The organism is Streptomyces sp. NPDC046821 (assembly GCF_040645335.1).
Taxonomy (GTDB): Bacteria; Actinomycetota; Actinomycetes; order Streptomycetales; family Streptomycetaceae; genus Streptomyces.
Genome location: NZ_JBEYYB010000015.1, coordinates 16,697 through 38,073, shown reverse-complemented (window position 1 = coordinate 38,073; position 21,377 = coordinate 16,697). Strand labels below are relative to the sequence as shown.

Annotated in this window: 19 protein-coding genes and 1 pseudogene; 12 read left to right on the top strand and 8 right to left on the bottom strand. The window is 70.1% G+C overall.

The window, feature by feature from the left end; translation table 11 throughout:
* Positions 1-130: 130 nt before the first annotated feature.
* From ABZ893_RS28810 to ABZ893_RS28800, 3 genes are all read right to left on the bottom strand, one after another.
* Complete coding sequence (locus ABZ893_RS28810; protein WP_361409212.1) at positions 131-604, bottom strand: hypothetical protein; 474 nt, start codon at positions 602-604, stop codon at positions 131-133.
* Positions 605-695: 91 nt separating this feature from the next.
* Positions 696-1,283: a TIGR03086 family metal-binding protein gene (locus tag ABZ893_RS28805; protein WP_361409209.1), complete on the bottom strand. Its 588-nt coding sequence runs from the start codon at positions 1,281-1,283 to the stop codon at positions 696-698.
* Between the two features lie 87 nt (positions 1,284-1,370).
* The gene (locus ABZ893_RS28800; protein ID WP_361409206.1) at positions 1,371-1,760 is read right to left on the bottom strand and encodes a DUF4345 domain-containing protein; all 390 of its coding nucleotides are present in this window, start codon (positions 1,758-1,760) and stop codon (positions 1,371-1,373) included.
* A 91-nt stretch (positions 1,761-1,851) separates the two neighbouring features.
* Here ABZ893_RS28800 and ABZ893_RS28795 point away from each other — a divergent pair, with 91 nt between their 5' ends.
* Positions 1,852-2,475: a TetR/AcrR family transcriptional regulator gene (locus tag ABZ893_RS28795; RefSeq protein ID WP_361409203.1), complete on the top strand. Its 624-nt coding sequence runs from the start codon at positions 1,852-1,854 to the stop codon at positions 2,473-2,475.
* A gap of 21 nt (positions 2,476-2,496) precedes the next feature.
* Here ABZ893_RS28795 and ABZ893_RS28790 read toward each other — a convergent pair whose 3' ends face one another.
* Complete coding sequence (locus ABZ893_RS28790) at positions 2,497-3,261, bottom strand: aldo/keto reductase (RefSeq protein WP_361409200.1); 765 nt, start codon at positions 3,259-3,261, stop codon at positions 2,497-2,499.
* A gap of 71 nt (positions 3,262-3,332) precedes the next feature.
* Between ABZ893_RS28790 and ABZ893_RS28785 the strand changes: the two genes are divergently transcribed.
* Both ABZ893_RS28785 and ABZ893_RS28780 read left to right on the top strand, forming a co-directional pair.
* On the top strand, positions 3,333-3,554 hold the full coding sequence (locus tag ABZ893_RS28785) for a hypothetical protein (protein ID WP_361409197.1): 222 nt from the start codon (positions 3,333-3,335) through the stop codon (positions 3,552-3,554).
* A gap of 168 nt (positions 3,555-3,722) precedes the next feature.
* Positions 3,723-4,889: pseudogene (locus tag ABZ893_RS28780) on the top strand (MFS transporter); the annotation flags it as partial.
* Between the two features lie 165 nt (positions 4,890-5,054).
* Here ABZ893_RS28780 and ABZ893_RS28775 read toward each other — a convergent pair.
* The gene (locus tag ABZ893_RS28775; protein WP_361409195.1) at positions 5,055-6,302 is read right to left on the bottom strand and encodes a 2,4-dienoyl-CoA reductase; all 1,248 of its coding nucleotides are present in this window, start codon (positions 6,300-6,302) and stop codon (positions 5,055-5,057) included.
* A gap of 87 nt (positions 6,303-6,389) precedes the next feature.
* On the opposite strand from ABZ893_RS28775, the gene ABZ893_RS28770 reads away from it, so the two are divergent.
* Positions 6,390-6,995: a TetR/AcrR family transcriptional regulator gene (locus ABZ893_RS28770; RefSeq protein WP_361409193.1), complete on the top strand. Its 606-nt coding sequence runs from the start codon at positions 6,390-6,392 to the stop codon at positions 6,993-6,995.
* A gap of 96 nt (positions 6,996-7,091) precedes the next feature.
* Here ABZ893_RS28770 and ABZ893_RS28765 read toward each other — a convergent pair whose 3' ends face one another.
* Entirely contained in the window at positions 7,092-9,764 is a 2,673-nt protein-coding gene (locus tag ABZ893_RS28765) for a SpoIIE family protein phosphatase (RefSeq protein ID WP_361409190.1), read from the bottom strand.
* Between the two features lie 1,104 nt (positions 9,765-10,868).
* Here ABZ893_RS28765 and ABZ893_RS28760 point away from each other — a divergent pair.
* Positions 10,869-13,106 (top strand): helix-turn-helix transcriptional regulator, encoded by a 2,238-nt coding sequence (locus ABZ893_RS28760; protein ID WP_361409187.1) that lies wholly within the window; start codon positions 10,869-10,871, stop codon positions 13,104-13,106.
* Between the two features lie 12 nt (positions 13,107-13,118).
* Entirely contained in the window at positions 13,119-13,676 is a 558-nt protein-coding gene (locus ABZ893_RS28755; protein ID WP_361409184.1) for an XRE family transcriptional regulator, read from the top strand.
* Positions 13,677-13,978: 302 nt separating this feature from the next.
* Here ABZ893_RS28755 and ABZ893_RS28750 read toward each other — a convergent pair whose 3' ends face one another.
* The gene (locus tag ABZ893_RS28750) at positions 13,979-14,362 is read right to left on the bottom strand and encodes a hypothetical protein (RefSeq protein ID WP_361409182.1); all 384 of its coding nucleotides are present in this window, start codon (positions 14,360-14,362) and stop codon (positions 13,979-13,981) included.
* Positions 14,363-14,581: 219 nt separating this feature from the next.
* Here ABZ893_RS28750 and ABZ893_RS28745 point away from each other — a divergent pair, with 219 nt between their 5' ends.
* Positions 14,582-14,872 carry a hypothetical protein gene (locus ABZ893_RS28745; RefSeq protein ID WP_361409179.1) on the top strand — a complete coding sequence of 97 codons (291 nt, stop codon included), beginning with the start codon at positions 14,582-14,584 and terminating at the stop codon, positions 14,870-14,872.
* Positions 14,873-14,989: 117 nt separating this feature from the next.
* Here the strand turns inward: ABZ893_RS28745 and ABZ893_RS28740 are convergent, their stop codons facing one another.
* The gene (locus ABZ893_RS28740) at positions 14,990-16,129 is read right to left on the bottom strand and encodes a helix-turn-helix domain-containing protein (protein ID WP_361409176.1); all 1,140 of its coding nucleotides are present in this window, start codon (positions 16,127-16,129) and stop codon (positions 14,990-14,992) included.
* Between the two features lie 87 nt (positions 16,130-16,216).
* On the opposite strand from ABZ893_RS28740, the gene ABZ893_RS28735 reads away from it, so the two are divergent.
* From ABZ893_RS28735 to ABZ893_RS28715, 5 genes are all read left to right on the top strand, one after another.
* On the top strand, positions 16,217-17,272 hold the full coding sequence (locus tag ABZ893_RS28735; RefSeq protein WP_361409174.1) for a ferredoxin reductase: 1,056 nt from the start codon (positions 16,217-16,219) through the stop codon (positions 17,270-17,272).
* A gap of 7 nt (positions 17,273-17,279) precedes the next feature.
* Positions 17,280-18,398, top strand: a complete 1,119-nt coding sequence (locus ABZ893_RS28730; RefSeq protein ID WP_361409171.1) for an acyl-CoA desaturase — start codon at positions 17,280-17,282, stop codon at positions 18,396-18,398.
* 216 nt (positions 18,399-18,614) lie between these two features.
* Entirely contained in the window at positions 18,615-18,818 is a 204-nt protein-coding gene (locus ABZ893_RS28725) for a hypothetical protein (RefSeq protein WP_361409168.1), read from the top strand.
* A gap of 452 nt (positions 18,819-19,270) precedes the next feature.
* Positions 19,271-19,633, top strand: coding sequence for a metalloregulator ArsR/SmtB family transcription factor (locus tag ABZ893_RS28720; RefSeq protein WP_361409165.1), 363 nt, complete (start codon positions 19,271-19,273; stop codon positions 19,631-19,633).
* The gene (locus ABZ893_RS28715; RefSeq protein ID WP_361409162.1) at positions 19,618-21,351 is read left to right on the top strand and encodes a SulP family inorganic anion transporter; all 1,734 of its coding nucleotides are present in this window, start codon (positions 19,618-19,620) and stop codon (positions 21,349-21,351) included. The genes ABZ893_RS28720 and ABZ893_RS28715 overlap by 16 nt, the downstream gene beginning before the upstream one ends.
* Positions 21,352-21,377: the final 26 nt, after the last annotated feature.

Here is a 21,377-nt window from a genome sequence, read left to right as displayed (position 1 = left end):
GCGGTCTGATGCCGGCCGGCAGACGCCGACCGACGCGGACAAGGCTGCGCTGGGCGACCTCGCCGTGCACCTCCCACTGATCTTGGGCTAGTAACGACGTGTGCGGCAGTTGAACATAGGAGACGACCTTTCAGCCATGCTGTGCTTCTGGCCAGACCTGAAGCAGCCACTCTTCGACGCCCTCGAAGAAACACTCGTCGACGGAACGTGCCGCTGCTTCCGCGCGACCGCGGCAATAGGCACGGAGACGGTGCTTCCCAGACGCTCCAAGGTCCACCGGGCCTACGTCCGCTGCGGGGCTGTGATCCCACTCCCGCAGTTCAACCTGCCCAGACCGGCTGCTGAAGACAGCCTCCTCTACGGCCTCCCAGGAGCCGTCAGCACGACAAGGCTCAACAGGCCAGACTTCGAGACGGACGTCGGGGCGGAAGTCATTGGCCGCCGTACGGAACAGAGCCCCGCGATCCCCTTGGACCACGATGCGGTCGGAGCCTTTCCACGAGGGGAACTCGGGCAGAGAGCCCTCGTCCGCCAGCAGGAACTGCCGGTATTCGACACGAGGGCGCCCTTCGACGGCAACCAGAGGAGCATCGGCGCTGGCCATGAGCGAGATTCCTTTCTTGGGGCCGCTCGCCATCGGGAGCGGTTGACAGCGCGCAAGGCGCGCAAGGCGCGCCACGCGGGTCGGAGCACCGTCACGCCGTCCAGTCAGGGCGCCGCCCCAAGTACCTCAGCAGCTCCGCCGTCACATCGTCGCCCGGCTCAGCCGGAATCACCGGCGCGAAGGCGAACGCTCGCAGCGGCTCGACGAACTGCCGTGCCGCAGCGAGCAGTTCGGCCGCGAGTTCCGGGGTCAGCGGCGACGCCTGACCGGTAGCGACGGCGATGTCCCAGGCGTGCACCGCGGCATCCAAGGCACAGGCGCTCACGCCGAGGGCGGCCGGCATCTTGTTCGGCGGCAGCGGGACGGGGACATCCTCCTGTCCCGGAGCCACCGTCGCCCACGCGGCTCTGCTCACCCGCACCGCGGCCTCCGCCACCGCCAGCGGCTCGCCGTCCAGCTTTCCGGAGGGTGCGAACGGGTCCTCGGCCGGGCCCTCGCCCTGGCCGAGGAACGCGGCGTAACCGAGCTGGTCGCCCGCCGCGTGCTGCAGCACCTGCAGGGCATTCCACTCACTGCACGGGGTGGGCCGCGTCCAGTCGGCAGAGCCCACACCTCTGACGGCGGAGAGCAGCGCTTCGTGGGCCTGGTCCAGAACCGGCCAAGTCGTAGATGTACTCACGGTGTTCACCTTCCTGGTCACGTCACGATCAAGCTCACCCTGACATGACTGCAGTTCCGGGACCACGGCTTTCCGGAACACCACTTCTTACGCCGCCACGGAGAACCTCTCCTCCGCGTCGGCCAGCCAGAAGAAGACCAACGGCAGACCGAGCTCGATCACCGCCAGCGCGATCTGGAACCACTGCGGCCAGCCGTGCACGGCGAGCGAGAGCAGCCGGCCGATGCCGCCGAGCAGGAAGATGCCGGCCAGCCACCGCACCGCCTGAGCCGGAATCGGGCGCTGCCGCGCGGCCCAGAGCCAGGCCAGCCCGTAGCCGACAAAGCTGGCCCCCATGAACCGGCCCCAGCTGTCGACCGTCGCCCCGGCGGAACCGGCGCCCGGAATCGCCGCGTTACCGAGCGCCACATGGAACAGGCCGATCGCAACGCAGGCCCAGCCCATCAGATGCGTGAGTAGGCGCAGAGCCCTGGCCATAGTCCCTCCGAGCCGAGCAGGCGGACGTAAGTAGACGTACGTCTACTACAGTGGAGGCGCTAGTAGACCCATGTCAACTAGACTCTCGTTCGTGTCTCCCCGTCAGCGACTCACCCCTGCCGACCGTCGCGCCCAGCTCCTCGCCGTCGGCGCACGACTCTTCGCCGCCCACCCGTACGCGGATGTGCTGATGGAGGATGTCGCCGAAAAGGCCGGTGTCTCCAGGGCCCTGCTCTACCGTCACTTCCCCAGCAAGCACGCCCTCTTCGCCGCGGTCTACCAGCAGGCGGCGGACCAACTGCTCGCCGAGACGCGGCTGGACCCCGCCGACTCTCTCGTCGAACAGCTCATCCAGGGCATGGACGTCCACCTCGACTACTTCATGGCGAACCGCAACGCGGTCCTCGCCGCGAACCGGGTCCTCGCGGGCGACCCGGTGATCCAGACGATCATGACGAACGAACTGGACGCGCTCCGCGAGCGGCTGCTGGCCGTGCTCCCGCTCACGGACGAGGGTGACCGCGAGGCGGTGTCCGGCGTCCTGAAGAGCTGGCTGGTCTTCGTCCGGGTCCTCTGCATCGACTGGCTCACCCACGAGACCTGCACCCGCACCCAGCTGCGCGACGTCTGCGTCGGCGCGGTCCTCGGCGCCCTCCGGCCCCTGCTCACCGAGGACCCCGCCCCGGACTGGCCGCCGCCAACGCCGCGCGGATGAGCATTGGGAAGTCGCGCGGCATCAACCAGTCAGCAAGTGGTGACCGTACGGCTCGGCCACGATCACGGCGTCTCGTCGGCGCTTGACGAGTCGGCCGTTCTCGACGTCGAAGTACTCGGTCGAGACGTCCTCCAGCGCGTCCCGGTTCTCCTCGCGGTCCAGGTCGTAGGCGTCGCCGAGCGGTCCGGCCGAGCGGGCGTGGACGGAGGCGATGAGTGCGTGGTCCTCGTCCGTCAGCCGGAGCTGGGTCAGTTCGACGTTGGCCTGGATGTGGCGTGCGTGCCGGGCGCCCTGGATGACGGCGGCGACGGCCTCCTGGTCGAGCACCCATCGACTGGCGACGGCCGGGATCGTGACGCCGTGGCGGTCGGCGATCGTCTTCATCGCCTCCAGGAGCTCCTGGTAGAGGCCCCAGCCACCGAAGTCTTCGATGATCCGGTAGTACTTGTCGAGGGAGACGTTCTCGAAGTCCGGGCTTCCCGGGTCGGGAATGCCGCGCCACTTGTCGCTGAAGAGGCCGCCGGCGATCGTCCCGTAACAGAGGAGCTTGACGTCGTGGGTCCGGCAGTACTGCGCCAGACCGTTTTGAGGCCGTCGGTCGGTGGCTGAGTACTGGACCTGGTTGGACACCACGTCGACGCCTGCGTCGATCAGTTCTGCCAGGCGCGCCGTGTTGTAGTTGGTGACGCCGACATACCGGATCTTGCCGGCCTTCTTGAGGTCCTGCAGGATGCCTGCCACCTCGACGTGGTTGCCGATCTCGTAGTTCCACCAGTGGAGTTGCATCAGGTCGGGGCAGCAGGCATTCGACGACGCCCGCACCGATTGCGGAGCGCGCGCGGGTCGCCGAACACCGCATGGCCGAGGCCGGAGCCCTGATCCCCGACGACCTGCTCGACAGATTCACGTTCTGCGGCACACCGGGTGACGTCATCGAGCACGCCACCGAGGTGTACGAGGCCGGAGCGACCCGCATCGAGTTCGACACGCCCTTCGGTCTGACCGAGCACGGCGGAATCAAGCTGCTCGGCGAGCAGGTACTGCCCGCCCTGCGCGCCCGCGGCATCGGAACCCTCTGAAGACCGACCACCATCGGATCCCTCTGAAGACCACCGCCGGATCCCTCTGAAGACCACCGTCGGATCCCTCTGAAGACCACCGGCTTCGCCTCATCACCCTCGCACCCGGTCGAGGAGGTTCCCGTGCGGCGGACCCTCCTCAACTTCAGGAAGAACCAGGAGACGCGCATGAAGAGTGTCGACACACCCGATGAGCACACGACCCGCCCACCCACGCCCCACGCCGGCACCCGACGGCCGGACATCTCGCCGGCCCTCTACCGGAAGCTGGTGTGGCGCGTCCTGCTCCTGGTGGCGGTCTGCTACTCCATGGCCCTGGTCGACCGCGTGAACGTCGGCTTCGCCAAGTTGCAGATGAGCGAGGGCATCGGCCTGTCCGCCGCCGCGTACGGGCTGGGCGCCGGAATCTTCTTCATCTCGTACTGCCTGCTGGAGATACCGAGCAACCTCATCCTCGAGCGCGTGGGCCCACGCGCCTGGATCGCGCGCATCATGGTGACGTGGGGCGCGATCACCTGTCTCACGGCGCTCGTCCACACCCCCGGGCAGTTCTACCTCGCGAGGCTCGCGCTGGGCGCGGCCGAAGCCGGGTTCTACCCCGGGATCGTCTACTTCCTCGCCCGCTGGTTCCCACAGAAGCGCCTGGCGAGATCCCTGTCGAGCCTTGTCGTGGCCGCCTGCCTGGCCAACATCCTCGTCGGCCCCCTGTCGGGCTTCATGATGACCCACCTCCACCAGTTCGCGGGCCTCGCCGGCTGGCAGTGGCTGTTCATCGGCCAGGGCATCCCGGCGATCCTGCTCGGCATCGTCTTCTACGTCTTAATGCGCAACACCCCGGCCGAGGCCCCCTGGCTGAGCGAGCCGGAGCGCCGTGAACTCACCGACGCGGTCGGTGAGTTGGCCAAGCACGACCCCCAGGTCAAACTGTCGACGCGGGTGCGGTCCGCGGTCACCGACGGCAAGGTCTGGCTCTTCGGCGGACTCATGGCCGCCGCCTACCTGGGCGTCTACTCGGTGGTGTTCTGGATGCCCACCATGGTGGAGGCGAGCGGTATCCACGATCTGACCGTCGTCGGGTTGATCTCGGCGGTGCCCTTCGTCGTGGCGGCCATCTGCACCATCTGGGTCAACGCGGTCGTCGACCGCACCGGCGCGGCCCATCGCATCGTCGTCATGATGATGATCGGAGCCTCGGCGGGACTCATCTTCGCCGTTGTCGTCGGGTCCTCCCTCGCGCTCACGCTCATCGGGATCTCCGTCGGCACCGCGTTGTTCAGCGCCGCCAACCCCGCCATCTGGGTCATCGCGAAAGAACACCTCGGCAGCACCACGGCCACCGCGGCAGCACTGGCGCTCATCAACTGCATCGCCTCGTTCGGGTCGTTCCTCGGGCCGTACATCATGGGTCTCGGACAGCAGTGGACCGGTGGCACCCGGATGCCTCTGATCGCCATCGTCGGGGTCGCGGGGGAGCGACCACGTCCGCCGCGCCGCACGCGGCTACCCGGCCGCGGTCCGGCGCGTGGTCAGCCAGCTGCTGTAGCGGCGCAAGTCCTTGCGCTGCCGGAGCTGGTCCCTGAGCAGGGCGACGGCGGGTCGCGTGCGGGGAGTTGGGGAGCGGCCGTCCGCGAGGCGGCGCAGTTGGTGGCGGACGAGGGCCATGCTCGCGGAGGAGGCGAGGGCCTTGTCGGTCCAGGCCACCGGGCGCAGGGCGTGGTCCGCTTCGGTGCGGGCGGCCCAGCGGCGGGGCAGGTCGGGGGTGACGGCGAGGGCGGTGCCCATGCCGATGACGGCGACGCCGTCCGCGAGGGCCCGTTCGGCGGTTTCGCGTCGGGTGATGCCGCCGGTGAGCATGAGCGGGAGCGGGCTCGTACGAACGAGGTCGGCGGCCAGGTCGAGGAAGTAGGCCTCGCGGGAGCGCGTGCGCTCGTCGGCCGGGCGGCCGGTCATCGCGGGGCTCTCGTAGCTGCCGCCGGAGAGTTCGACCAGGTCGACGCCGAGCGGGGCGAGCATGGCGATCACCTGGCGGGCGTCGTCGATGTCGAAGCCGCCGTGCTGGAAGTCGGCCGAATTGATCTTGACCGCGACGGCGAAGTGTGGCGGGACAACGGCACGTACCGCGCGGACAACGTCGAGCAGCATCCGGGCGCGGTGTTCGAGCGGGCCGCCCCAGGCGTCGGTGCGGGTGTTGACCAGAGGGGAGAGGAACTGCGAGAGGAGGTACCCGTGGGCGGCGTGGATCTCCACGCCGTCGAAGCCGGCCTCGGCGGCGCGGCGGGCGGTAGTGGCGAAACGCTCCACGGTCGTGGTGATCTGGTCGGGTGTCATGGCGGTGGGGCGGCCGAAGCGTCCGCTGTGCCGGCCGAGTTCGACGCCGCGGTCGGTGGGGCCCCAGACCACACCGGGCAGTCCGGAGGGCACCTGGCGGCCCGGGTGGTTGATCTGCATCCACACCGCGGCGCCGCCGGACTTGGCCGCTCGGGCCCAAGCGGCGAACGGTTCTAGGGGCGAGTCGGCATCGAGCACCACACCGCCGGGCCCCGTGAGCGCCTCGGCGTGGACCATGACGTTGCCGGTGATCAGCAGGCCGCTGCCGCCCGCGGACCAGCCGCGGTAGAGCGCGAGCAGCCGCCGGTCGGGCAGCTGGCCGTCACCGGCGAGGTTCTCCTCCATGGCCGCCTTCGCGATCCGGTTGGGCAGCACCGCGCCCGAACCCAGGTGCAACGGCGTGAACAGGTCGTCCGCCATCGGGGACTCCGCTCCCTCGACTAGAATGTGTGCGCTGCTCACATTAGCCCAGGATGTAAGCAGTGCATACATGAGTGAGGGTGACGCATGGCACAACAGACCGGCTCCTACCACCACGGCGACTTGCGTACCGCCTGCCTGCGCGCCGCGCACGACCTCCTGGAACAGGACGGCAGCGCCGCGCTGTCTCTGCGCGCGGTGGCCCGCCGGGCGGGCGTCTCCGCGACCGCTCCCTACCGCCACTTCGCCGACCGCGACGCGCTGCTCTCCGCCGTCGCCGCGCAGGGCTACCGCGAACTCGCCACACGCCTCACCGCCGCACACCCCGCCCCGCGGACCCCCGAGGACCTGGCCGCCGTCGCCGCCGCCTACGTCCGCTTCGCGATCGAGCAACCCGCCCTGTTCCGCGTGATGTTTGCCGAACCCTGCGACCCCGCGGACGCGGAACGGGCCGCGGCCACCGCCGCGATGCGGGACTACGTCGATGCGATCGTCGCCGACACGTTCCCCGCAGCCGACGGTGAGGCGATGTCGACCGCCGTGTGGGCGCTGGTCCACGGCCTGGCCTTCCTCCACCTCGACGGAAAACTCGGCCCCACCGACCCCGCCGCGACCGACGCCCACGTCCGGGCGGCGGTCCGTGCACTGCTGAACACCACCCGACCCGCCCCTGCCGCGGAACCGAACCAGTAAGCCGCACGGCCCACGTCTGCTCCCCGCCGCACGCACGTCAACGCTACGACTTCCTGCGTCTGCGACGTGCGCGCCCGGACATGCCGGCCGGCTGCGTCATTCGTCCCACTGATCGAGGAGGACGTCCGTGAGGTCGGCGCTGGGTTCGGTGGCGCCGAGGGTTTGTTCGGTCCAGATGATTTTGCCGCGGGCGGTGTAGCGGGTGCCCCAGCGCTGGGCGAACTGGGCGACCAGGAACAGCCCGCGGCCGCCCTCGTCGGTGGTCTTGGCCCGCCGCAGGTGGGGGGAGGTGTTGGAGCCGTCGGCGACCTCGCAGATCAGGTGGTCGCGGTCGTGCAGCAGCCGGAGCCGGATGGGCTGGGTGCCGTACCGGATGGCGTTGGTGACCAGCTCGCTGATGATCAGTTCGGTGGTGAATCCGATCTCCTCCAGGCCCCAGCTCTCCAGTCGGCGTGCGGCCTCGCCCCGGACGGTGGAGACGGCCGCGGGGTCGGCGGGCACGTCCCAGGTGGCGACCCGCTCGGGGTCCAGCAGCCGGGTGCGGGCGACGAGCAGCGCGACGTCGTCGCGGGGGCGCTCGGGCAGCAGGGCGTCGAGTACGGCCTGGCAGGTCTCCTCAGGCGTGCGGTCCGGGTGGCCGGCCAGAGCGCTGCGCAGCAGGTCCAGGCCGGTATCGAGGTCGCGGTCCCGGTCCTCGACGAGCCCGTCGGTGTACAGCACCAGCTGGGAGCCGGCGGACAGCTGAAGCTCGGCGGTCTCGAACGGCAGGCCGGCGCCCAGCCCCAGCGGCGGGGAGATCGGCACCTCAGGGAAGGTGACGGTTCCGTCGGGGGCCACCAGGGCGGGGCCCAGATGGCCGGCGGTGGCGGCTTCGGCCCGCCCGGTGACGGGGTCGTAGACGGCGTACAGGCAAGTAGCGCCGGTGACGGCCGGCTCGTCCTCGCCGTCGGCGGCCTGATCGCTGTCGAGGTGGGTGACCAGCTCGTCCAGGTGGCTCAGGAGCTCGTCGGGGGCCAGGTCCAGGGCGGAGAAGTTGTGCACAGCGGTACGCAGCCGCCCCATGGTGGCCGCGGCGTGCAGGCCGTGCCCGACCACGTCCCCCACGACCAGGGCCACCCGGGCGCCGGGCAGCGGGATGATGTCGAACCAGTCGCCGCCCACCCCGGCACGGGCGGGCAGGTAGCGGTGGGCCGCCTCCAGGGCGGACTGATCGGGCAGGGTGCGGGGGAGCAGGCTGCGCTGGAGGGTTACGGCCATGGTGTGCTCGCGGGTGTACCGGCGGGCGTTGTCGATGGCCAGCGCCGCCCGGGCGGCCAGTTCCTCGGCGGCGGACAGGTCGTCGTGCTCGAAGGGTTCGTGGCCCGAGCGCCAGAAGTCGGCCATCCCCAGCACCACGCCACGGGCCTGCAGCGGCACCGAGATCAGCGAGTGGATGCCGTAGTCCAGAACCCTCTGGGCGCGTTCCGGATCCTGGGCGCACCAGCTCTCGGAAGCGGCCAGGTCGGGCTCGAGGACCGGGCGGCCGGCGGCGATGGGGTGGTCGGCGGAGTGGAAACGGATGAGCTGCCCGACGGGGTAGAGGGGCGCGTCGTCCCGGATGCCGCGGACGGCGGCGCGGCGCATCTCGGTGTGCGCCCCGGCTGGCTCCTCGCCGCGCAGGACGGGGTCGAGGAGTTCCACGGTGACGAAGTCGGCGAACCGGGGGACCGCCACCTCGGCCAGCTCTTCGGCGGTGCGCTTCACGTCCAGCGTGGTGCCGATCCGAACCCCGGCGTCGTAGAGCAGCCGCAGCCGTTGCCGGGCCACCTCGGCACGGCCCGCCAGGGCCCGCAGCTCGGTGGTGTCCCGGAGCGTCGCGACGACGCCGCCCAGCCCGCCCCCGTGCGGATCGGTGGTCCGGACGTTGACCGCAAGGAGTCGCTCCCCGGCCGGATGAACCTCGTCGGTCGCCGCCCGCCCCGAGACCAGCAGATCAGCCATCTCCGGTCCCAGGCCCAGCTCGCCGACCAGGCGCTGCTCCGCGTCGGCCGGCAGGTCGAGGAGGCGCCGCGCCTCGTCGTTGGCCAGCACCAGCCGCCCGTCACCCCCGACGATCAGCACTCCCTCCCGCACGGCGTGCAGCACCGCGGTGTGGTGCTCGTACATACGGGTCATCTCAGCCGGACCCAGGCCGTGCGTCTGCAGACGCAGCCGCCGGCCCACCAGCGCGGATCCGCCGGTGGCGAGGAGCAGCGCGGCGGCGGCGGAGCCGAACACGACCGGCAGGTGCTGCATCACGGCGCTGTTCACGGTCTCGACCTTGACCCCGGCGGACACGATGCCGACGACGGAGCCGTCGGCCTTGGTGACGGGGACGACGGAGACGACGGAAGGGCCCTGGCTTCCCGCGAAGGTCGCGGTGGCGGTCTTGCCGTGCATCACGTCGGCCAGGAGATCGCGGGGGCCGATGACGTGTTTTCCGATCAGGTTCGGGTCGGGGTGGGTGTAGCGGATCCCGGCCGTGTTGGAAACGACGATGGCGTCGACACCGGCTCCCTTCCTGGCCTGCTCGGCGAGCGGCTGCAGCACCGCGGTCGGGTTCGGGCTACGCAGCGCCTGCACCATCCCCGGGGAGTGCGCGAACGCCTCGGCGGCGGCGAGCGACCGCTGGCGGGCGTCCAGCGTGGTGTCGTGCCGGGCCTGCAGCACCAGCGCCACCACCGCGGCGGCGACCAGCAGCAGCACCGTCACGATCTGCAGCAGAAACACCTGGCCGGCGACGGTACGCACACTCAGCAGCGATCCGAGGCGCCGCCCCGCCGACCGGTGAGGAACCTCCTGCCCGCCCTCGCGCCGAGTCACCGCCCGGTTCCCCGAAGCGCAACCTCAGACCGCCCCTGCGCACACCCGATGGCGCACAGACGGCAAGACGGTATCGAGGAGCTGCGGAAACATCCCGGCATGACCATATGTTCCTCCACATTCACCAGTGTCGCCGACCAGAGGAAGACGACCGGCACCGGGCCGGAACCGACCGCTTCACCGGCCCCGCCCCGACACCTGGGCCGACCGACGAGTCGGTCGGCCTTCGCTCCGCCGCTGCGGCTTCGTCATCGACTACCCAGTGCGGTAGGAGGATCAAGCCCTCGGATCGTAGGAACTTCAGGGCTGTGTCCTCGCCACGGTCGAGTTCGCACGCCGACCCCCGCGTCCTCGCCCGGCAGCGTGCCCGGGAGGAGGGGCAGCGCTGTGCAGTTCTTCGGACGACCGAGCTGAGCAGGTGGTCTGCGCGCCCCGGCGTACTAGCTGCCTGCTTCAGCCGGCGCGGCCTCTCGTTCAGTGGGCGGCGAGGGACGCGGGAGTGTCGCCGAGGCCGCGCCCCATTTCGTGGAGATGGACTTCCGGCGGTGACCGGCCTGGCGAGGTCGTAGGTTTCGGTGGGGCGGGCGACGCAGTGCCGACAGGCCAGCGCCGGCGAGCGATCCGGGCGGCCGGGGATGAAGGGGTCGGTTTGCTGGCCGAGGAGAGGGGGCGCGTGCAGGAGGGGCGTGCGGGGCTGACCGCCGGCGAGCCGGTCGATGTAGTCCTGCTGGGAGGCCGGCCAGTGACTCTGGTTCAGCAGTCGTTCCTCAGCCGGCATCGACCGTAGGCAGGACCGAGACGCCGTACCGGGAGAAGACGCAAGACACCCCACCAAATGCCCGGAGACGACCGAGACGTCGCCCCGCTTGCCCGGAGATCTCCGAGACTGCCCGGACATCACAGAGACAGGACATCCGGGCAGTGGCCATTCGTCCTTGCCCAACGCCCTACGGCATTTCGTGCGCGATTCGTACGGTAAATGTACGCGACTTGCACGGTTCGTGGGGTAGGTTGTGGGTCAGGAGGTATTTCATGTCCGAGCTGTTCGACGCGGTCGATGCCTTGCTCGCATCACGTTCCCCGCTGCCGCCGCCGGCCGAGCGCAAGCGCCTGCGCACCGCGCACGGCCTGACGCTCGACGATGTGGCTGCCGCACTGCAGGTGCGACGGGCCACGGTGGGCGGATGGGAGTCGGCCAAGAAGCCGGTCGAGCCGCGAGGGCCGGAGCGTGAGGCCTACGCACGGCTGCTGGACGGACTCGCGAAGCTGTACCCCGCCCCTGCCGTCCGGCAGGCCCAGGAGGATGCGGAGGTGCCGGAGGCGTTCGCCGGGCCCGCCGCCGCTGCGCCTTCCGTCAACGAGACGGAGCCCGACACCGCAGCCGGATCGCCGCCGAAGCCGGCCCGGCCCGAGCCCGGTGCCACGACGGCTCAGGCGGCTGCCTCGCGTGCGCCGGCCCGCGCTGCCTCGTCGTCGACGTCGCGCCGTCCGGGAGCGAAGAAGGCCGCAGCAACGACTGCCCCTGCGGCCGGCACCGACGCGCGGTACGAGAACGGGCCACTCGCCGTGGTCGACGTCGATGCCGACGGGCAGGTGCTGGCGTACTGCACCGGCGGCCTGGTCCTGGACGTGCCCGCTAAGTCCCTTCCGTCGCTGGTCGACTGGACGCTCAAGGAGGCGAAGCTCGGACAGCCGAAGCTGTCTGGGCCGGGCAAGGATGCCGACCCACTGCTCGTGCTCACCGAGGCCGCCCTCGAGCGCTACGGTCTCCCGGCCACCCTCACCGAGGAGGAGAGGCTCGCTGGGCGCATCCCTGAGGGCCACAAGGTCATCAAGCAACTGGTGCGCGCGGAGTGGAAGCTGACGAAGCGCGGGTTCGGCCCGTGGGCGCGGATCTACCGCCCGGCCACCGGTTCGGAGCGGGCCTGCGTGCAGTTGTGCATCCCGTCGTGGAACGCGCTCGATACCCGGCACTGGGGCGAGTCCGGGCAGCTCCCGCCGGCCGAACTCGCCCGAGTGCTCGGCGTGTACGCGTCCCGGGTGATGACTCCGCGCGGCTCGACGGCGGTGACCGGTCTGGAGCTGATGACCGCACTGCACCCGGCGACCCGCGCCTCCGCGCTGGATGCCGACGGTATGCGGCACTCCGAGCGCAACCCCGGTTCCCTGGGCAAGGACCCGGTCGACCCGGCGCCGTGCGAGGCCCCCGACGGCCACCCCGTCCTCAAGGACCTGCCCCGCTTCCACATGCGCGGCCAGGCGGAGAAGATCTTCGAGGAGGCGTACGACTGGGCGCGGCCGATGACCGACGCGGAGTGCACCCTGCGCCACCTGGTCGGCATCGACGTCAACATGGCCTTCGCGGCCGGCGCGAACGGCCTGCCCGTCGGTCTCGCAGCCCCGACGCACGTCACGAACCCGGTCTTCGACCCCAAGCTGCCCGGCAGTTGGCTGGTGGATCTCTCACACGTCGACCTGTCGAAGGTGAAGGTCGCCAAGGACCAGTGGGTGGAGCTGGACGCGAGTCTGCTGCCCAGCGCGTTCACGCCGAAGGGCGACCATCCGACGGGCCTGGCCTGGTACGCGACGCCCACTGTCGCCTACGCCCAGGAGCTGGGCTACGAGGTGCGCCCGACCGAGGCGTGGGTGCGGCGGGAGAACGGCCGCTACCTGGACGGCTGGTACACGCGGCTGCGCGACGCCTACCTCGCCACGATGGCCGACCTCGGCGTCGACGCCGAGCTCGCCCCGGAAGACTTCCTCACGGCGATGGACGGCTACAAGGCCCGGGACCCAGAGCTCGCGATCGTCGTCTCGGCCATCAAAGCGACTGTGAAGGGCGGCCTGGGCAAGCTCCGCGAGCGGCCCCGCGGTGAAGGGTGGCGGCCCGGCGAGCCGTGGCGCGCCCTGTCCCGGCCCACCTGGCGGCCGGACATCCGCGCGGCGGTCATCGCCCGCACCCGCATCAACCTGCACCGCAAGATCATCAAGCACGCCGCCTTCACCAGGCAGTACCCGATCGCGATCCTGTCCGACTGCGTCGTCTACGCCGCGGCCGGGCCGTCACCGCTCGACTTCCTGCCTTACCGGGAGGGCAAGCCGCTGCCCGGCGGCTTCAAACTCGGCATCAACCCCGGCCTCGTCAAGCACGAGGGCACCCAGTCCGTCCTGTGGGGAGAAGAGGTCCGCGAGCGCTTCAACGCCCCGGAACTCAACCTCGCCCGGTACATCAAGGACGGCACCGTCACCGACGTCGACAACGGAGAGTAGGAGAGGGCCACGATGAGCCTGTTCGGGGACGGCCTGGACGCCGCCGTACAGAAGGCGTTCACGCGCCCGGCGCCCAAGAATGCGGGCCCGCAGATGCGATACCTGGTCAAGCAGATGGCCGGCACCAAGGCGGTTGCCCAGATGCTGCGGATCTCCCAGCGCACCGTCGAGCGGTACGTGAAGGACCAGATCAAGAAGCCCCGCCCGGACCTCGCCGCGCGCCTGGAGCGCGAGGTGAAGAAGCGCTGGCAGCCACAGATCCGAGCCAAGGCCAGGGCGAAGGCCGCCAGCACGGGCGGCATCGTCATCGACACCCGCGCCCGCATGGGCTACACCGCGCCGATCGGGTCCACCGACCAGGACCGCATCCGCCACCTCACCATCGCCCTGCCACCCGGCTACGCCGCCCGCCTCTTCGAAGCCCAGGAGGCCGGTGCCAGCGACGCCCGCCTCCAGGAGATCGCGGCCGAAGCACTCAAGGAGGTGTACTTCCAGGACGGCGGCCGCCGGGCCGGCTCCCTGGAGGAGGTCCGGTTCACGGACATCGAGCACCTCGAGTTCGAGCTGTAACGGCCCGCTCCCCGAACAGCGGGCAAGCCCCCGGTGCGGTCGAGTACTTCAGCTGACGGATGGGCGATCTACCAGCGCGTTGATGCGACAGCGGGCCATGTGACTGAGCCGGGACACGGTAGGTGGAACGTGGCCACGCATCGGCTCGCTGCGGTTGGTCGGTGTCAACCACTGGGGCCGATTGGGGAGGCGCGGGTTTCACCGGGCCGGAGTGTTGCCGCGGCCTGGGACGGTGCCCCACGCGGTGTGGAGCACCGTCCCAGACACTCCGGTGACCGGCCAGGCCACGCGGAAGGCGCCGGTTATTCGGCCTGGCTGCGGTAGACGAGAAGCAGGGACTCGCGTTCGGCGCCGGCGGGGCCGTCCTTGAACGCCAGCAGGGCGGGGGTGTTGACGGACTCGTGGCCGACCAGCTTTTCGGGCTCGCTCCAGCCGCCGTCCTTGGTCCAGGTGGCGTGCCGCAAGTTGGTGGTCCCCTCGGCGGAGGGGTAGACGACGTGGAGCTTGCCGCCGTAGGAGGCCGGCGCCGCGCCTTGGCGGGACGCGTGGTAGGGGTTCTCGGGATTTTCGGGGTCGCCGGCTTGGGGGTTGGGCTGGCTCATGGGCTCGTCGCTGCTCGTCCAGGTGGTGCCGTCGAACACGGTGTGGAAGAGGCCGAGAGCCGCGGATGAGTGACGCAAGACCATGTGGAGCCGGCCCTCGTGAACGGCCAGGGCAATGGTGACGCGCCGGGACTGTGAGACGTTCCTGTCCCCCTCCCTGGAGCCCGCGACACGACCGAACCAGGGGCGCCGATGGATGCTCCGTCGGGGCCGACTGCGGGCTCCCACTGGCCGTTGGGCTTGAGGACCCTATGTCCGGCGTAAGTGTCGCCAGGCGCCCTGTAGAGGAGGTGGACCTCGCCGTTGAAGACGGCCATGGCAGGCGGGCACATGTCCACTCCGGGCGGGGCGCCGGCCTGGGGTCACTGCGGGCGCCGTAATGCGTCGGTGAGTTCGGTGGTCGGTGTGGTGGGGGTGGAGGAGTTCTGTGCGGTGTGCGAGGCGGGGTTCGGTGATCGGTACGGCCGCGATGCCAGGGCGGCCGGCGGCAAAGGGGAGGGCCGCTGTGGCGAGGCCGGCTCCGGCGGCGACCAGGGCGGTAAGGCTGCGGATGTCGGTTCCGGTGTAGGTCAGCTGGTGGCCGAAGCCGTCTGACTGTGCGGCGGCACGGATCTGCGCCAAGGGCACGGCGGCGTCAGGTGCGTCGATCCACCGTCCTGGACCGCTCACCGACGCGCTCGCGGACGTAGTCGTGGATGGTCGACGTACGCCTCAGCTGACCCGAAGACCGACCGCCAGCGTCAGTTCGAGGACCCGGTGTGGTGATGCGAGGTCCGGGAACAGGTCCCGCAGCTGTGACATCCGGTACCGGACGGTCTGGGGATGGACGAACAATGCCGCCGCCACCTCGTCCCGCCTGCCCTGGTGCAGCAGCCACTCCCGCAACGTGTCCTCTAGCCGCCGTGCGGTCGCGGCAGGCAAGGTCTGCAATGGTGCGAGGGCTCGGGCACGCAGGTCTGCGAACGCGTCCGTGTCGGCGCTCAGTACCAGCTCGGGCAGGTGGTCTTCGGTGTCGCGGATATCAGGGGAGAGGGAGCGGGCGCGTGCGGCTCGTGCGTAGGAGGCGGACGCGCGAGTCCATGGCCGGGCCGGGCCGGCCACGGCGGTGCGGTCGGTGAGCTGCCGCAGGAGATGTGACCGGTCGGCGTCGGGGACGAGCAGCACACCGGTGGCGTCGGGCAGGTCGTCGAGGACGAGGGTGCTGGGGTCGAGTGTGCGGTAGGCGGGCCGGGCCTGGGCGGCGGGCAGCAGGACCGCGGTCAGCGAAACCGGAGGTTGCCACCCGGCCCGTTGAGCTGAGGCCAGCAGCACGTCCGGGCTCGCGCCGGCGATCAGGTCGCGGGCCAGGTGTTCCAGGTGGCGCTCGTGGGCCCTGCCCCGGGCGGCCAGTTCGTCGGCGTGGCCCGCGGCGCTCGCGGCGGAGAGTTCGTCGATGTAGGCGAAGGTCAGCTCGGCGAACTTGGCGACCTCGGCGGCGGGCAGACCTGCGGGTACGGCGCCCGCTGCCAGGCATCGCCAGGCCACGCGGGCGCCGACGCGGTAGGCGCTGAGCAGGGCGTCCATGGAACGGCCGTCGCGGACCTCGCCGCGGCCCAGTTCGTAGGCGGCGTCACCGGCGTCGCCGCCTGTGGCGTTCTGGCTCGCGAGGTCCAGGTAGTGCCCCAGGGCGGTGCGCACGGCCCGGCGGATGGTGGCGCCCATGTGGCCCGAAAGGGCGCCCGCGTAGGGAGGGACCTCGTCGATGATCGCCTGGACGACCTCGTCGGCGGTGGTCTTCAGTTCAGCCCGAAGTGCTGTGACCGTCGTCTCATCCAGGGCCAGTTCGCTGGCCCTCCGGATTACATGACTCACGTTTTTGTTCCCTGCGAACAATTCAACCGACCAGATTTACGTCCTGCGGTCAAGATTTTACGCCCTGAGGCGCAGCAAGCTGGAGTCATGACGAGTGCAGCCCTCCGCAGCAGGGCGTGGAAACTGCTGGAGATGGTCACGACGCCGCTGCTGCCGTCGGACTACCTCGACCTGGTCAGCCCGCTGCGTGCGGGCGCCGACCTGCGGGGGCGCATCGAGGCCGTGCACCCCGAGACGGGTGACGCCGCGACCATCGTGATCAGGCCGGGACGGGGCTGGCGCGGCCACACGGCCGGTCAGTACGTGCGGATCGGGGTCGACGTCGACGGGGTGCGCCTGTGGCGTGCCTACTCCCTCACCTCGCCGACAGGCCGCCCGGACGGCCGCGTCACGATCACGGTGAAGGCGATCGAGGACGGCAAGGTCAGCAACTACCTGGTGCGCAGGGCGACACCGGGCACGCTGATCCAGCTCGACCAGGCGACCGGTGACTTCGTGCTGCCGCCGGCCAAGCCCGCCAAGGTGCTCTACCTGACGGCCGGCAGCGGCATCACGCCGGTGATGGGCATGTTGCGTGACACCGAGTTCGACGACGTCGTCATGGTCCACTGCGCGCCACAGCCGCACGACGTGATCTTCCGCAGCGAACTGCACGACCTGGTCGCGGCCAAGAAGCTGCGGCTCACCGAGGTGCACACCGACACGGACGGCATCCTCGACATCGCCCGTCTCGACCACCTCGTGCCCGACTGGGCCGAGCGTGAGACCTGGGCGTGCGGGCCCGCGGGCCTGCTGGATGCCGCCGAAGAGCACTGGACTGGGCACGGCGTCCAAGAGCGCCTGCACACCGAACGGTTCCGCCCCGGCATCGTCGTCACCGGAGACGGCGGCGAGGTCACGTTCAGCGCCACCGGCAAGAGCGTCGACGCGGACGGTGCCACGCCGTTGCTGGACATCGGCGAGGAGGCCGGCGTGCTCATGCCCTCCGGGTGCCGCATGGGCATCTGCTTCGGCTGCGTCACGCCGCTCAAGGCGGGCGCCGTCCGCGACCTGCGCACCGGCGAGATCACCGAGGCCGAGCCGGGCGTCCTCATCCAGACCTGCGTGTCCGCCGCAGCGGGCCCCTGCGACATCGAACGGTAGGAACACCTTGACCGCCATCGACCCCACCGCCCACCTGACCGCGGAGCAGATCGAGGAGCTCGGCCGCGAGCTGGACGCGATCCGCGACGAGGTGATCGCCGGCCGCGGCGAGAAAGACGCCGCCTACATCCGTAAGGTCATCTCGGCGCAGCGCAAGCTGGAGCTGGTCAGCAGGGGCGTGCTGCTGTTCTCGATCTTCCCGCCCGCGTGGCTGCTCGGCACCGCCGGTCTGTCCGTGGCGAAGATCATGGACAACATGGAGATCGGCCACAACATCCTGCACGGCCAGTGGGACTGGATGCGAGACCCGAAGATCCACTCCACGACCTGGGAGTGGGACCACGCCTCGCCGTCCGAGCAGTGGAAGCACTCGCACAACGAGCTGCACCACACGTACACCAACGTGATCGGCAAGGACAACGACCTCGGCTACGGCATCATGCGCGTCGACGAGGACCAGAAGTGGCACCCGTTCCACCTCGGCCAGCCGCTGTGGAACTTCCTCAACGCCTGCTTCTTCGAGTACGGCATCGCCGCGTACGACCTGGAGCTCGGCAAGAACCTGAACAAGCGCCGCCGCAAGAACCCGGAGTTCCGCGCGCGGGCCAAGGCCGTGGGCCGCAAGATCCGCAAGCAGGTGCTCAAGGACTACGTGATCCACCCGCTGCTGTCGGGCCCGTCGTTCCTCACCACGCTCGCCGCCACGTTCACCGCGAACGTGGTCCGCAACATCTGGTCCCACTCGGTGATCATGTGCGGGCACTTCCCCGAGGGCGTGCAGGTCTTCGAGCGCCGGTCCATCAAGGGCGAGACGCGCGGCCAGTGGTACCTGCGCCAGATGATGGGCTCGGCGAACATCAGCGGCAGCAGGGCCATGCACTTCATGACCGGCAACCTGTCGCACCAGATCGAGCACCACCTGTTCCCGGACCTGCCGAGCAACCGGTACGCCGAGGTCGCGGTGAAGGTGCGCGCGCTGTTCGAAAAGTACGAGCTGGAGTACGTCACCGGGCCGCTGCCCAAGCAGGTGTTCTCCGCATGGCACAAGGTCTTCCGGCTCTCACTGCCGAACAAGAAGCCCCAGGTCAAGACGCCGGACCGCGAACAGGAGCTCGTCGCGGCCTGATTCCCGCTATCGGTTCAGACGTCCCCACCGGCACTCCGCCCAGCAGGTTGGGAGCGTGGACGTGTCCTTCGAAGAACGCCTCCTGACCTGCCGAGGCGAAGATCCGGTGGACGGGCTTGCCTGAGTAGGACAGGCGGAACGCGAACAGGCAGGGAAGCGTTTCGGCGATGGCTGTTCGAGAAACTCACCGAGGCCGGCAGGAGCTGCCCCGCCGCCATGGCCTCGGCCTACGCCTCGGCCAACCGCTTCCATGGCCTGCGCAGTGAAGACCTGGACCTGCTCGTCACCATCACCGACACCACCGTCGACTCGGTGCAGGCCGCGCATAAAGCCGACCTTGGCGAATGGGCGATCGAACAGCAACTACGAGACCACCCGGATCTTGCTGTGCTCGACGCCGGCCTGGATCGCCGTTCCTGAACCAGAGAAGAGCCCCTGTCCAGCTCCACCCGCGCCGGGTCCTGGCCGACGTCGACCGGTACGTCGACCATGAACACCCGCACCCCGTGAACCCCAGGAAGTGCTCGGGTTTTCGCTCGTAGCGCCGGTGCAGGCGCCGGCATCCCGACAGTCACGACAGCCACGACAGCCACGACAGCCACGACAGCCACGACAGCCACGACATGGTCCGCTCGACCACCCAGCGGTAGCGTCCCAGGCGCCCCGAGCCGGCGTGATTTCCTCAGACCGCCTCTGCGTACCGGTCGATGGCGACGTCATCAGGAATCGCAGAGTTGCGAAATTTAGCAATTCGTAAGATTGTGTAGGCCGTCGTGCGCGGAGAGCTTGCCGTGGTGTGGTTCCGCCCCCGGGCGCGGCCGCCTGTCCGCCTGCGCGGTGGGGGTGGGGCAAGAAACTTAAGGAGGGGGTCCGTGTCGGTTCCGCTGTACCAGGCCAAGGCCGAGTTCTTCCGTATGCTCGGCCATCCCGTGCGTATCCGGGTCCTGGAGATGCTCCAGGACGGGCCGACATCGGTACGGGATCTCCTGGCGGCCATCGAGGTCGAAGCGTCGGCCCTGTCTCAGCAGCTCGCCGTGCTGCGCCGCTCCGGCATCGTGACCTCCCAGCGTGAGGGGGCGACCGTCGTGTACGCGCTCGCCGGCGGCGACGTCGCCGACCTGATGCGGGCCGCGCGCCGCATCCTCACCGAGCTGCTCGCCGGGCAGAACGAACTGCTCGCAGAACTCCGTGAGACGGACACCGAGGGAGTCGCGGCGAAGTGCGCTCATCTCTGATCGGCCGGGCGTGGGGTCGGGCATGGGCCCTGCTGCCCGCCCGCACCGACCTCGACCAGGCGCGTCGTGATCCGCGTCGTGACCTGCTCGCCGGCCTGACAGTCGCCATCGTCGCGCTCCCGCTTGCCCTCGGATTCGGGGTCACCTCCGGCCTCGGCGCCGAGGCCGGCCTGGCCACCGCCGTCGTGGCCGGTGCCCTCGCCGCGATCTTCGGCGGATCGAATCTGCAGGTGTCGGGTCCGACCGGCGCCATGACCGTCGTCCTCGTCCCCATCGTCGCCGAGCACGGCCCCGGCGGAGTCCTCACCGTCGGCCTGCTCGCCGGACTCATCCTCGTCGCCCTCGCCATGGCACGCGCCGGCAAATACATGCAGTACGTGCCCGCCCCCGTGGTCGAGGGCTTCACCCTCGGCATCGCCTGTGTGATCGGCCTGCAGCAGATCCCCAACGCCCTCGGCGTCACCAAACCTGAGGGCGACAAGATCCTCGTCGTGACCTGGCGAGCCCTTCAGGAGGCAGGCAAAGCCCCCAACTGGACCGCAATCGCCCTCGCCGGAGCGGTCGCAGCCGTCATGCTGATCGGCGCACGGCTGCGCCCCACGATTCCGTTCTCGATCGTTGCCGTCATCGCCGCGACGCTCGTCACGCAGACCTTCCACCTGGACGCCGCCCGGCCCATCGGAAAGCTGCCCGCCGGCCTGCCCGCGCCATCGCTGTCCTTCCTCGACCTCGGCTCGCTCGGATCACTGCTTGCCCCCGCCGTGGCCGTCGCCGCCCTGGCCGCCCTGGAGTCGCTGCTCTCGGCGTCCGTGGCCGACGGCATGACCGTGGGCCAGAAACATGACCCCGACCGTGAACTCTTCGGCCAGGGCCTGGCCAACATCGCCGCCCCGCTCTTCGGAGGCGTACCCGCCACCGGTGCTATCGCCCGCACCGCGGTCAACGTCCGCACCGGTGCTTCCTCCCGCTTGTCCGCGCTGGCGCACGCCGTCGTCCTCGCGGTCATCGTCTTCGCAGCCGCACCACTCGTCTCCAAGGTCCCCCTCGCGGCCCTCGCCGGCGTCCTGATCGCCACCGCGATCCGCATGGTCGAAGTCGGCTCGCTGCGCGCGATGGCCAGGGCGACGCGGTCCGACGCGCTGATCCTCGTCCTCACCGCCGTGGCCACGGTCTGTCTCGACCTCGTCTACGCCGTCATCATCGGCCTCGCCGTCGCAGGCGCCCTGGCCCTGCGAGCCGTCGCCCAACAGGCCCGCATGGACCAGGTCCCGCTCGATCACGGCGAGCACACCGACGAGGAACACGCCCTGCTGGACGAGCACATCGTCGCCTACCGCATGGACGGGCCGCTCTTCTTCGCCGCCGCCCACCGCTTCCTCCTCGAACTCGCCGAGGTCGCCGACGTCCGCGTCGTCATCCTGCGCATGTCCCGCGTGACGACCATGGACGCCACCGGCGCCCTCGTCCTCAAGGACGCGGTCGAAAAACTCAACCGGCGCGGCATCGCAGTCATGACCTCCGGGATACGCCCCGGCCAGTACCAGGTCCTCGACTCCGTCGGCGCGCTCACCCTGTTGCGCCACGAGGGACGCTCGTACGCCACCACCCCCGAGGCCATCGCCGGAGCACGAACCCATCTCGAGCGCGCCGGGATCCTTCCCGCCGGGCCGACCGACACGGGTCCCCGCGCGGGCTCTCAGGAAGAGACCGTCCGATGACATACCCCACCGGCGGCGGAGCGGGA